The organism is Pseudomonas sp. P7779, assembly GCF_013386315.1.
In the GTDB taxonomy this organism is placed as follows: domain Bacteria; phylum Pseudomonadota; class Gammaproteobacteria; order Pseudomonadales; family Pseudomonadaceae; genus Aquipseudomonas.
In genome coordinates, this window is the sequence record NZ_JACARZ010000161.1 from 1 (window position 1) to 12,015 (window position 12,015).

The window sequence follows — 12,015 nt, forward strand, 5'->3', positions numbered from 1 at the left end:
GCGTGGGAACGATCAGCGACTAGCTGCCTTTGTTGCCTTTCTCATGCGCCGGGTCGAAGACCTTGGTCAGGTCACCCCCCAGGCGGAACGTCTTGAACGGCTGCATCCCGTGCTTGCGCTCGATCACATCCGGGGCGCAGGTGTAGAGGGTGCAGAAGGGCTCAAGCCAGGCAAATTTCATGTCTTCCTTGAGGTCCTTCATGTCCTGTTCCTTGCCGTTCTTCTGCTCGAAGATCTCCGGGTCTTTCACCCCGGCCAGCACCTTGTCACCCAGGCGTTTCAACGCGCCGTTGTTTTCCTGGCGCAGGTCCACACCGTTCACCAGGGCAAAACTGGCGATCATCGCCAGCGGCGGCAGGGCGTAGTTGTGGTACGAAAGGGCCCGTTGCTGACGCTTCAATTCGTTGGGCAGGAAGCCTTGGGCATCCACCTGGTTGGCGCCGACCTTGTATTCCTTCACGGCCCAGTCAAACAGGTCGCGGCGGTTCACGGCGACGGAGGTCGCCATCACCGACCAGGCAGCCCAGTAGGAGTGGTTGTTGGTTTTATCCAGCGGCAGGTTGTCCCAGTCGCTCACCACCTGGTCGGCCATTTTGCTGAACCAGGCTTCGATCAACTGCGACTCCTGCTGGTGGTTGGCCAGCGGATGAGAGTCGGAGAACTTCAGGCGCACATAGGCCGACGCCATGCTGCCCAGTGCCCATTTGCGCATGGACTTGCCGGTGTGGTTGAAGTCCTTGGACATCAATGCATCGGCCTTGGCCCAGCTCGTGAGCCAGTTCAGCGTGCATTCCAACTGCTCCGGACGGCCGTCGCGCATGAATTGCATCACGCGCTTGCTGGTGTCTTTTTCCAGCTTGGTGATGTCGGCGGTGCTGTCGCGAAAGGCTTTTTCGGACTGCACATTCAGGGTGGAACGAGCCTTGTCCGAACCTTCGTACTTGCTGCGAAATTGCAGCGAGCCGGTGTACGGCGCCGGCATGGCGTCGCAGTCATTCTTGAAGTCGCCGGTCTTGAATGCTTCCACCGGGGCGAAATAACCCTGGGGCGGACGCAGTGGTGCGGCGGCGTTGACTTGGCCGGCAAACATCGCCAGGCCCAGCAGCGTTGGAATCAATAACTTCTGCATAAGTAACCTCATTGCCCCGTTGAAGCAGTCTGTTGACCACCGGCGGGGAATACGTTGCGTGTGCAAATTTTCGCTTCGACTTTCTGCGCGGCCTGGCCCGCTTCAGGGCCCTGCACTTCCACGGCCAGCAGGTTTTGCGTGGCCCAGTCTTCATCGGTGCGCAGTTCAAAGGCGAAACGCCCGTCTGTATCGGATGTTTCGGGTTTCTCGATCTTGATGTCCTCGTGGCGCCCGTTCATGTACCAGAGGGTGGCTTGCAGGGTTTTCACCGATGGGTCGGCGAAGCGGATGTCGACCTGGTGACTGCTGTTGCGCAGGTCTTTGTTCGAACTGTTCACCAGCAATTCGTTCTTGCCGGGTTTCAGCGTGGTGCTGGCGCTCATCTGGGCGGTCTTGCCTTCACAGCCGTTGTCCAGCAGCGACATCATCTGGCGGTAGATGGTCTCCTGGTCCAGGCGATACAGCGGCGAGAATTCCCAGATCAGGATCTTCGGCGGGGTCTTCTGGAATTCTTCGCTGCCCAGGTACTGGATCATCGAGCCTTCCAGGCCACCACCGGGGAAGGCGACGTTAAGGATGTCGGCACCGATTTCCTGTTCCAGGAAGCCGGCGAAATTGTAGTTCTTGCCGCTGTGGCTGGTGCCCACGAGGGTGATCTGCGGGTTGCCGGAATCACCGAACAGGTCGCCGTCTGCCGCTTCGCCCTTGGGCTCGGTGGTGAACTGGTCCATGTACTGGATCGCGTAGCTGGTGCCGCACAGTTGCCCGGCCATGTTGTGCAGGGTGCCGGTCTTGCCCATGCGCCCGGACCGTTTGGTCTCGAATTCGCGCTGCGGGATACCGGCAAATTCAGGCATCGCCCGCACTTTCGCGCCGACGATTTTGGCGGTGCGCTGGGCGCCGTATGGCGTCCAGTGTTGGTCGCCGCGGAAGTAGAAATCGTGGGCCGGCAATTCATCCGGCAGTTGCTCGTTGGTCAGCGGCGACAGGTCCGGCACGACGTAGCCCATCTTGGCGAAGCGCCCGAGCATGGTCTTGTAATTGCCCAGGGCCTTGTCGAAATCGAACCTGGCTTTCTCTTCAGGGTTGAGCTTGTTGCGGTTCACCAAGCCACGGGTCGGCTGGTAGACCACCACCAGTTCCACGCCCTTGCTCTTGAACGCATCGTGCAGCTGCTGCATGCGTTTGTAGCCGGCGGGGCTGGTGTCGAATTCGGTGCGCAGGTCTTCCTGGGTCCGGAACAGCCAGTCGCCCTGGGCTTGCACCAGGGTGGTGAAGTTCTGCTGGTAGCGGGTGGTGTAGTTCTTCGCGTCGTGGGCGGCCGGGCACAGGCTGCAGCACGGTTCGGCGGTGAAGGTTGGCGCCTTGATTTCGTCGGCGCGCACGCCCTGGCTGGCCGCGAGCAGGCCGAGGGTCAAACCCGAAAGGCTGAGCAGTTTGATCATGTGTGGGTGCATAAAGGTCATCCTCAGTCCTGCATTTCGGTCTGGCGTTCGACAGGGTCGATCAGCACGGCTTTCTTCTGGCGTACCAGCAAGTCGAGGATCTCTTCCTGGCGATCGCCAAGAACGCCCGAGAAGCTGATGCCACTGGATTTGGTCGGCGCAAGCATCGATACGCGGTACAGCTCGATGCTCAACGGCGAGTCGATGGACAGCGGCCCGCTGCCGTTGGCGGCCAGCTCACCGCCCACCACAATCAGCGAGACCTTGGTGTCGAACGGGTCGAGGGCGATGTCGCGGTCGGTGTCGGTCAAATCCTTGATGTGGCCGTACACGCCGGTCAGCCCGTTGGCCATGGCAACGTTCTCGTACAGGCGAATGTTCACGCTGTTACGCACGCGGATGCCGTGGCGACGGTTGCTGATCACCTTGTTGCCCCACAGCAGGTTATCGCCGCTCTCATAGAGGGTGATGCCGTCGGTGTGGTTGCGGTAGATCTCGTTGTCGGCGATCAGGTTGTTGACGCTGTTACGGTCGATCACCAGGCCCGAGAGCTTGTTGTCGAAGCTGCGGTTGTTGAAGATGAAGCTGTCGTTCACTTCCCGGGAAATGATGATGCCGTGCTTCTTCTTCGTGCCGTAGACGGTGTTGTCGGTGATGATCAGGCCGTGTGAACGGTCGTGGGGGTCAATGCCGTAGACGATGTTGTCCTTGTAGGTATTGCCCTTGAGCACAAAGCCGGTGGTTTCGTAGCAGTAGAAGCCGTACCACATGTCCGAGAACTCGGAGTCGACGATCCAGCCCGTCGGTTCAGGACGCTTGAGCACCTTGGCCATGTTCGGCGTGTATTGGGAAATACTCACGCCATACGACTTACTGTTGGCGTAGCCGAAACTGGCCATCTTGCTATTGGCGATGTAGGTCTCGGTGCCGCCCCAGGCCAGCAGGAACGGGCGGAATTCCTTGGGCGACTGGAAGGTCGCCGGGCCGTTGGTCTTCTCGCGCCAGCCGGTGATTCTGGTGTCACGTACGAACAACTGGCCGTCGTTGATCAGGAACGAACCGGCTTCCTGGGACAGGCGCAGCTCTTGAGTCTGCTTGTCGATTTCGAGGATGCCTTTACGGCCCACCACGATCGGCAACTTGGCCAGGAACACCCCCGGCGAGGTTTCGCTGAAGTACTGCTTGGGCACTTTCTTCAGCAGGTCCTTGAGGTTCATGTAGCCGTCGTCGACAAAGATCGCCTGGGGAATGCCGTGCTGGCGCACTACCCATTCGGCCATCTTGTTGTCGCCGCCGATGAAGTCCTTCAGGGCGTCTTCCTGCATCATCCGGCGGATGCTGATTTTGCCTGGCTTGGTACGCACGATCTTTTTCGCGATATTGGCCGCGGTGTAGCCGGACACGTCCGGCAGCGCAGGCTTGGCCATCTCCAGCGGCTCGGTCGGCGGGCTGGAGATGGTGTAGGTCTTGGCCTGTTGCAGCTCTTTGGCGATGGTCGGCGCTTTGTCGGCGAAGGCCGAGGCGCTGGCCAACAGCATGGCCGCGACGAGCAGGCTTTGAGACTTCATTGCGCAGGCTCCCATCAGAACTTCCAGATCACGTCGACAAAGGCGCGATGCATGTACGAGTCGACCTGGCTGCCATAGGCGTCGCCCGGCTTGAACACGCCTGCACGGAAGCGCACCAGGGCCGACGGCTCGTCGATCGACTGGCTGAGCCCGGCCGGCAGCAGGCCTTTCTTGAAGTACTTGGTGACCACCAGGTCCATCTCCTGGCCGAGATCTTTCTTGCCGTCTTCAAGCGGCAGGGACGTGCTGGACAGGATCGCGCCGGTCACGTCATCGGTGTTGTTCTGCACGGCATCGATGCCGTTGCTGCCCACCGGCTTGTTGCCGTCGACGCGCCAGAACTTGTGGTACACCAGGCTTGCGTCATAGTCCTCGCGCAGCTGCCAGGACCCGAACAGGCTCATGGACTGCATGTTGTTCATCTCGCCGCGAAACGCTTCGCCGAAGCGATGGACGCGGGACTGGGTACCGGTCCAGTTCGAACGGTTGCTTTGCAGGCCGTTCTGCTCGTATTCGGCACTGGCGCGGGAGTAGGCGGCGCCCACTTGCCACTGCGGGTCGAGACGCAGGCGCACACCCAGGTCGGTGGCCCAGCCATTCACGGCATCGCTGCGCTTGGCGTTGGCCGGGCGGGTGCCGTCGGCGTTCAAGGCGTTGACCGTGTCGCGGTCGCCCTGCATGCCGGTGACGCTCGCCCAGTAGTTGACGGTGTTGGTGTTGCGCCAGTTGTAGGCGTCGCTGTTGGCTTCGATGCCGAGCCAGGTCAGGTCGCCGTTCTCGCGCTTGTCCAGCGAGTCGGTGGCCACGCCCGGTTCCGGGTAGTCGAGCTTGCCGTCATCATGGGTGTGGTGCGCGCGCAGGCCGATCCACTGGCCTGGCGTCCACTGGTAGGCGGCGTCGGCGTACAGGTGCTGACGGTCCTTGTCCTTGGGCGACAGTTCCTTGAGGTCGGTGCGGTATTCGCTGAAGCGCTCGGCGACGCCGACATTGGCCTTGAGCAAGGTGGTGTCGAAGGTCCAGTTCAGCGCTTCGATATTGGTGTCGCGCCATTGGCCGTCGTCATTGCGCAGGCGTTGGCGACCGAGCTTGAGGATCTCGCCGGGGTAGGGCGTGAAGCCGCCATAGGCGACCCAGAACTCGCGCATCGCCAGGTAGTTCTTCTTGCTCTTGCGGTCGTCATTGCTGGTCTGTTGAGTGGCGTCATCCGAGGACTGTTGCAGGGTGTCCGTCTCGATGATGTCGCTGGAGGTCACGGCCTGGCCCATGGCGTAGGCGCTCCAGTTGCCGCTTTCACCGTAGATCCACGGGCGCAGGTCAAGGCCGATGCCGTTGACGTCGCCGCCTTTCTGGGTGCCCAGGTCGCGGTCATCTTCGGACTGGCCGGTGACTTTGACTTCCAGGCCGAAGTTCTTGGCTTCGGTCAGCGCCGCCAGGGTCGGGCACGACCACAGCAGGGCGAAGGTCAGGCCGATACCGGCCTTGACGAATGGGTTGAGCTTCATAGGGATTCCTCGCCGTCTTCTTCTTGCAGGGCGTGCAATTGCAGCGTGCTTTGGGCCAGGGTGCCGCGCACGGCCAGCTCCTGTTGCACCAGGCGTTGGCCTTCGGCGCGTTGTTCCGGGGTCAGCGGCGCTTCGAGCTGGGTCGCCAGGTCGTTGGCTTCCGGCGTGTCCTGGGCCTTGGCCAACTGGCTGAAGACATAGGCGTTAAGCGGGTCGGGCTTGGTGCCCTTGCCTTGGGAAAACAGCTGGGCAATCGCGAAGTCGGCGCTGTTCTGGCCGTTGCGCGCAGCGGTCAACAGATGGTCCAGGGCCTTTTGCGAATAGACCTTGCCCAGGTAGCCACGGCGGTAGATCTGGCCGAGGTAGTAGTCGGCGGCGACTTCGCGGCCGACGGCTTTCTGGAAGTGTTCTTCGGCGGCCTTGGCGTCAGCCGGGACCCACTTGCCTTCGTAGTAGAGCTTGCCCAGCAACAGTTCGGCGCGGGGCTGGTCGGCGGCGCGGCCGTTGTCGAGGTACTTCATCATCTGGTCGACGTCGCCCAGTTCCGGGAAGTCGTAGAGCAGTTGCGCCAGGCTGACCCAGGAGGCCGGGTAGCCGGGGGCGATTTTTTCCAGCAGGGCCTGGGCGGTTTTTTCGTCGGTCTTGCCCAGGCTTGCATCACCCAGTACACGAGCCACGCTGTCGACCCGTTGGGCGGTGACGGTGCCGCGGCTGTAGCCGGCTTCCATCTGCTTGAGCAGTTCGGCCTGTTTTTCCGGCTCGGCTTTTTTCTGGTAGACCGTGGCCAGCTCGACGTAGCAGATATCGGTGGTGTTCAGCGCCGCCTTGCAGATGCTTTCCACTTCATCCAGGTGCTGGTCGTAGGTGTCCTGGGTGCGATACAGCAGCACCTGGGCGAGACCGGCTTCCGGGTAACCCGAGGCGCGCCATTTGCTGATCTGCTGCTGGGCGTTGATGTTCGGGAAACTGTGCGGGTATTGCAGGTAGAGCATTGCCAGCGGGATCAGGGTGTTGCCTTCGCCATTGGCAAAGGCTTTTTTCAGCAGGCCTTCGGCTTCATGGTGTTCGGCTTCGGTCGCGCCGGGCTTGGCCACCAGCAGGCGGCCCAGGCGTGCCTGGGCACGGGGCGAGGTATCGGCGGCCGCGCGGTACGTCGCTTCGGCCTGCTTGATTTGCTCGGGGTCGCGGGTGCCGACCTGGATATCCGCCAGGCCCACTTGGGCCTCGCTGTAGCCCAAATCCGCGAGCTGCTGGTAGTTCTGCTGGGCAGTGACGGTGTCGCCACGTTTCAGCGCTTCATTGGCCAGGCGTTGGTCGGGCAGGCCGGCGCAACCGGCGAGGCTGACCGCAACAGCCAGCAACGCCACAGTTCCCATGTGGGAGCGGGCTTGCTCGCGAAGGGGCCCTGTCAGTTGATGCATGTGTTGGCTGACACACTGCTTTCGCGAGCAAGCCCGCTCCCACAGGGATTGCGGTGTTTTTGAGAGAGTCATCACAGGCATGTCCTCTGCTTACAGACCGTTGGCCATGGCTTTGTCGATCAGCCAGTTCAGGGACGGGCCGCGATCGCTGGTCACTTCAACCGGGCGACCGGCGTAGGTGCTGTCCAGCGGGGCATCGGGTTTGATCTGCACGCGGATGTCGGAGGACATTTCGCTGCTGTTCAGGCTGGTGCTGCTGACGATGGTGCCGGTGCGTACCTGCTCTTCATCCGCTACCTGGAAGTTCACGCGGGTGCCCGGGCGAACGTCGGCAAACTGGCGATAGGAGAAGCGCGCATCAACGTTGGCCTGGCTGCCGCGTGGCACCAGTTGGAAGATCACGTCGCCCTTGCTGGCGTACTGACCGTCGGCGACCAGTTGCTGGGCCACGACGCAGTCGCACGGGGAGGTGAGGGTGCCGGTCATTTGCTTGCCGAACAGCTCTTCGACCTTGGCCGGTTGCAGCTGGTCTTCGTCCAGATGGCCCTTGAGTACGTCGAGCATGCTGGTGCTGAAGGTTGCCAATGGCGCGCCTTTGGCGGCGACCGCATCGCCTTTGATCAGGCTTTGCACGGTGCCATCGCGGGGCATGGTCACGTTCATCCCGGGCACGCTCACCAGGCCGGAGGTGGCGTGGCTGACGAAGTACATGCCGTACACCGATTTGACCACGAAGCCGAATGCCGCCAGGCCCACCACGAAGATCCCGAGGCTGAAAGTCACCGCCCGCAGGCGGCCACCGACGCTCATGTTGCTGCCGCCGTCCTTGACCTTGCGCGCCTTGGTGAAGTTGTCGCGTTGCAGGGTCGCCAGCACGTCACCCATGGTCACGATGTCACCGGCCAGGTGCGAGGTGATCAGGTGGCGCAGGGTGGAGATGTCTTGTGCATCGAGGTTCTGGAACTGGCAACCGGTGCGGCCGGTCTGGCGGTCGTAGGAGCGAATCTGCAGCTCGACGTCCATCGCCAGGCCCAGGTTGTCGATCACGAACTGCAAGCGACCCTTGTGCACATCGCCGACTTTCAGCGGCTGCTGCGGGGCGTTGAAGGCCAGGCCGCCGGCTGACAGGTCGATCACCCGCACTTCCATCGGTGTTTGATCGGCGCCGAAGAAGCGCAGCTTGGCCGGGATTTTGACCCGGGCGTGTTGGCGCTGGGCTTCGGATTCGTGGACAACGTTGGCGTTTACTGGGCTATTCATGGTGTTTAGTTCCTAGTTAATTCAGGCTTGGCAGGGTCAAACCATCATCAGCAACACGGCGACGAAAATGCTGCCGGCGGAGAAGGTCATGGTCCGAGACGACCAGGTGTTGAACCAACGTTGAAAGCTGGCCAAATCGCGGGTCAGTTTGGTGTCCTGGCGGGTCCAGGACTGTTGATCAAGGCGGAAGAACACGTAGATCTTCACCAGCGCGCCCATGATCTGGTTGTAATAGAGAATCACCGGGTAAGCCGGGCCGATCTTGTGGCCGGAGCACGACAGCAGCAGGGTCAGAATCAGGCGGGTGATGCCGATCCACAGCAGGTAGGCGAGGATGAACGCGCCGCCGTATTTGAAGGTGGCGATGATCGCCACGGTCAGCCCCAGCAGAGAGGTCCACATCGACACGCGTTGATCAAACAGCACGATGCTGGTGAACAGGCCCAGGCGACGCATACCCAGGCCCAGGGCACGTGAGTTCTGGCGCAGGTTGTTGCCGTACCAGCGGAACATCAGTTTGCGGCTGGCCTTGATAAAGCTCTTTTCCGGCGGGTGTTCCACGGTGTGAATCGCGGCATCCGGCACATAAAAGGTGTCGTAGCCCAGGCGCATCAGGCTGAACCAGCTGGACTTGTCGTCACCGGTCAAAAACTTGAAGCGGCCCAGGCGCCAGTGTTGCAGCGAGTCGCTTTCCACATCGGCAATGAAGCCCGGGTCGGTGACCACGTTGGCGCGGAATACCGACATGCGGCCGGTCATGGTCAGCACGCGTTTGGACAGGGCCATGGAGCACATGTTGATGTGGCGCTGGGCGAAGCGCAGCTTGTGCCACTCGCTCATGATGTAGCCGCCGCGCACTTCGCAGAACTCGTTGGTGGTCAGGCCGCCGACATTGCCGAACAGCTGGAACCACGGCACGGTCTTGCGCACTACGCCCTCGGCGAGCACGGTGTCGCCATCGATCACGGCCACTACGGCACGGTCGTCCGGCAGGTGGCGGGAGATGGCGCGAAAACCGAAGGCCAGGCCGTCACGCTTGCCGGTACCGGCGATGCGCACGAAGTCCAGTTTGACGTGGTCGGGCGGGTTCATCCTGGCCCACAGGCTCTTGACCAGCAGCTCATCGGACATTTCCACCAGGGAGCAGACCACGGTGGTAGGGAAGCCACATTCGATGGCCTCGCGGATCACCGAGCTGTAGACCTGGGCCGTGGTCAGCGCGTCGATCCGAAAGCTGGTAACCATCAGGAATACGTGGGACGGGTCTGCTGCCTTGCCCAGCTTGCGCACTTTGCGCCGCAGGTGCGGGTAGACCACGTACAGGAACAGCATGCCGCGAAAGAAATGCGTAGCACCCATCGAGTAGCGCCAGATACCGACGGCGCCAATCAGGAAAATAAAATTCTTCGACTCTGAGTCGAACGTACTCGCCGGCAACAGCAGGGCGAGTCCCATCAGCAGGCTCAGGAAAAACAGCCAGCCGGCAGATTGGAGGAGTACGTGTTTTAACTTGGACATAGGCGTCATTCCGCAGGTGAAGGAGGCTTCAAGCAGCAAGCGCCGGGGATCAGGACGCTTGCCGCTTGAAACTTGCCGTTGCTGTTACCAGCAAATGCCTTCGGTACGGCCGCTCACGCTGGTGGCCTTGGACATGAAGCCCACCAGGTCGACCACTTGCTTGCCGTGGGGGGCGTTGTGCGCCAGGGCACGGAACTTCTCGTCGCGGTTGCCCAGGATGATCACGTCGGAGTTGTTGATCACTTCGTCGAAGTCCGAGTTGAGCAGGGACGACACGTGAGGGATCTTGCCTTCGATGTAGTCCTTGTTGGCGCCGTGCACGCGAGCGTATTCGACGTTGCTGTCGTAGATGCTCAGGTCGAAACCCTTGCCGATCAGCATCTCTGCCAGTTCCACCAGCGGGCTTTCGCGCAGGTCATCGGTGCCGGCCTTGAAGCTCAGGCCCAGCAGGGCGACTTTGCGTTTGTCGTGGCTGGAAACGATGTCGAAAGCGTTTTGCACCTGGGACTCGTTGCTGCGCATCAGCGAGTTGAGCAGCGGCGCATCCACGTCCAGAGAGCCTGCGCGGTATGTCAGGGCGCGCACGTCCTTGGGCAGGCAGGAACCGCCGAAGGCAAAGCCCGGGCGCATGTAGTACTGGGACAGGTTGAGGGTCTTGTCCTGGCAGACCACTTCCATCACTTCGCGACCGTCGACACCTACCGCCTTGGCGATGTTGCCGATCTCGTTGGCGAAGGTCACTTTGGTCGCATGCCAGACGTTGCAGGTGTACTTGATCATCTCGGCGACGGCGATGTCCTTGCGGATGATCGGCGCGTCGAGTTCTTCGTACAGCGACTGCAGAACATCGCCGGAAGCGGTGTCGAATTCACCGATGACGGTCATCGGCGGCAGGTCGTAGTCGGCGATGGCGGTGCTTTCACGCAGGAACTCAGGGTTTACGGCGACGCCGAAGTCGACGCCGGCTTTCTTGCCCGAGCAGTCTTCGAGAATCGGAATCACCACATTGGCCACGGTACCTGGCAGCACGGTGCTGCGGACCACGATGGTGTGACGGGAGGTCTTGTCACGCAGGACAAAACCGATCTCGCGGCACACCGATTCGATGTAGTTGAGTTCCAGGTCGCCGTTCTTCTTGCTCGGCGTGCCGACGCAAATCATCGACAGGTCGGTATCACGGATTGCCTCGGCGAAATTGGTGGTGCCGCGCAGTCGGCCGGTTTGAACGCCCTGGCTTAACAGCTCGCCCAGACCCGGTTCAACGATGGGGGATTTACCCGCGTTGATCAGGTCGATCTTTTCCTTGGAGATGTCTACGCCAACGACCTCATGGCCCCGTGCAGACAGGCAACCGGCACATACCGCGCCGACGTAACCCAAACCAAATATGCTGATGCGCATCGCATTTACCTCATTGTTAATCGTGCCACTAGATGGCCGGAGTTCATGTTTTGAAGCGTCACCCAGGCACTGGGAAGTGCGACGAATAAACGTCGGTATATCCAGTGCAGGCATACTAAAAGTCGAGTGACTAACTAATGCACTCAAGTTGTGCGCAACTTGGCCTTATTGTTGGGGCTTGCCCTGAAATGCAGCCAGCCTTCCTGGGGAAGGGCCTGGCGCCAGTGCCGCAAGGCGTTGACAGGGGCTTTGAGCCCTTATATATCAACGGCTTGGGTTGTCTCACTGACCCATACAGGTGAGCTCAGCCTTGGCCTTGTCGGAGAAAGTAGTGAAACCTTTGCGTCCGCCTTCAACTAATCAGTTGATGATTTGACCATTGAGTCAAAGTTATATGACAACTTTGCTACTTCCCTTGGTCGCCACGTAAGTCATCTCTTACATCTTCAGAGATAATCGTTACCGGTGGTATGAGCGGTGCTTTAGGACATAGTTCCTGTCCACTCATCCTGTTTCCGGAAATTTCTTGAAATATTAGGAAAGATGGCACTAGTACTATTCTGATAGCACTTGCTATTTAGGCCAGTAGTTGCGGGGAGTTGCGAGCGGTGAATAGTTTTGTGCCACTACTGTTTTAAAAAAGTGGTGCCACTACGAAAAAAATTGACGAATGTCGAGTGAAATAAATGTTAGGGAATCTGAAGAATTATTTTTGACGCCAAATAAATGACGAATTTGGAATTGGATGCAAACAAAATGTGGGAGCGGGCT

At 60.4% G+C, this 12,015-nt stretch carries 8 protein-coding genes; all 8 read right to left on the reverse strand.

What is annotated here, in order from left to right; translation table 11 throughout:
- Positions 1–19: 19 nt before the first annotated feature.
- Positions 20–1,129, reverse strand: a complete 1,110-nt coding sequence (locus HX869_RS30395) for a mannuronate-specific alginate lyase (RefSeq protein WP_177036206.1) — start codon at positions 1,127–1,129, stop codon at positions 20–22.
- An 8-nt stretch (positions 1,130–1,137) separates the two neighbouring features.
- Positions 1,138–2,586, reverse strand: a complete 1,449-nt coding sequence (locus HX869_RS30400) for an alginate O-acetyltransferase (protein ID WP_076014451.1) — start codon at positions 2,584–2,586, stop codon at positions 1,138–1,140.
- Between the two features lie 11 nt (positions 2,587–2,597).
- The gene (algG, locus tag HX869_RS30405) at positions 2,598–4,157 is read right to left on the reverse strand and encodes a mannuronan 5-epimerase AlgG (protein ID WP_177040277.1); all 1,560 of its coding nucleotides are present in this window, start codon (positions 4,155–4,157) and stop codon (positions 2,598–2,600) included.
- Positions 4,157–5,644, reverse strand: coding sequence for an alginate export family protein (locus tag HX869_RS30410; RefSeq protein ID WP_178904119.1), 1,488 nt, complete (start codon positions 5,642–5,644; stop codon positions 4,157–4,159). Before HX869_RS30410 ends, algG begins: the two co-directional genes overlap by 1 nt.
- Entirely contained in the window at positions 5,641–7,020 is a 1,380-nt protein-coding gene (gene algK / locus HX869_RS30415) for an alginate biosynthesis TPR repeat lipoprotein AlgK (protein WP_218167325.1), read from the reverse strand. Before algK ends, HX869_RS30410 begins: the two co-directional genes overlap by 4 nt.
- Before the next feature lie 135 nt (positions 7,021–7,155).
- The gene (locus HX869_RS30420; protein ID WP_003216292.1) at positions 7,156–8,325 is read right to left on the reverse strand and encodes an alginate biosynthesis protein Alg44; all 1,170 of its coding nucleotides are present in this window, start codon (positions 8,323–8,325) and stop codon (positions 7,156–7,158) included.
- 36 nt (positions 8,326–8,361) lie between these two features.
- The gene (gene alg8, locus HX869_RS30425; protein WP_017477650.1) at positions 8,362–9,843 is read right to left on the reverse strand and encodes a mannuronan synthase; all 1,482 of its coding nucleotides are present in this window, start codon (positions 9,841–9,843) and stop codon (positions 8,362–8,364) included.
- Positions 9,844–9,927: 84 nt separating this feature from the next.
- Positions 9,928–11,244, reverse strand: coding sequence for a nucleotide sugar dehydrogenase (locus HX869_RS30430; protein ID WP_003216295.1), 1,317 nt, complete (start codon positions 11,242–11,244; stop codon positions 9,928–9,930).
- Positions 11,245–12,015: the final 771 nt, after the last annotated feature.

Excerpts from the sequence above, each read along its gene's own strand:
- HX869_RS30395 (WP_177036206.1), bottom strand. The coding sequence starts at position 1,129 with ATGCAGAAGTTATTGATTCCAACGCTGCTGGGCCTGGCGATGTTTGCC.
- HX869_RS30400 (WP_076014451.1), bottom strand. The coding sequence starts at position 2,586 with ATGCACCCACACATGATCAAACTGCTCAGCCTTTCGGGTTTGACCCTC.
- algG (WP_177040277.1), bottom strand. The coding sequence starts at position 4,157 with ATGGGAGCCTGCGCAATGAAGTCTCAAAGCCTGCTCGTCGCGGCCATG.
- HX869_RS30410 (WP_178904119.1), bottom strand. The coding sequence starts at position 5,644 with ATGAAGCTCAACCCATTCGTCAAGGCCGGTATCGGCCTGACCTTCGCC.
- algK (WP_218167325.1), bottom strand. The coding sequence starts at position 7,020 with ATGGGAACTGTGGCGTTGCTGGCTGTTGCGGTCAGCCTCGCCGGTTGC.
- HX869_RS30420 (WP_003216292.1), bottom strand. The coding sequence starts at position 8,325 with ATGAATAGCCCAGTAAACGCCAACGTTGTCCACGAATCCGAAGCCCAG.
- alg8 (WP_017477650.1), bottom strand. The coding sequence starts at position 9,843 with ATGTCCAAGTTAAAACACGTACTCCTCCAATCTGCCGGCTGGCTGTTT.
- HX869_RS30430 (WP_003216295.1), bottom strand. The coding sequence starts at position 11,244 with ATGCGCATCAGCATATTTGGTTTGGGTTACGTCGGCGCGGTATGTGCC.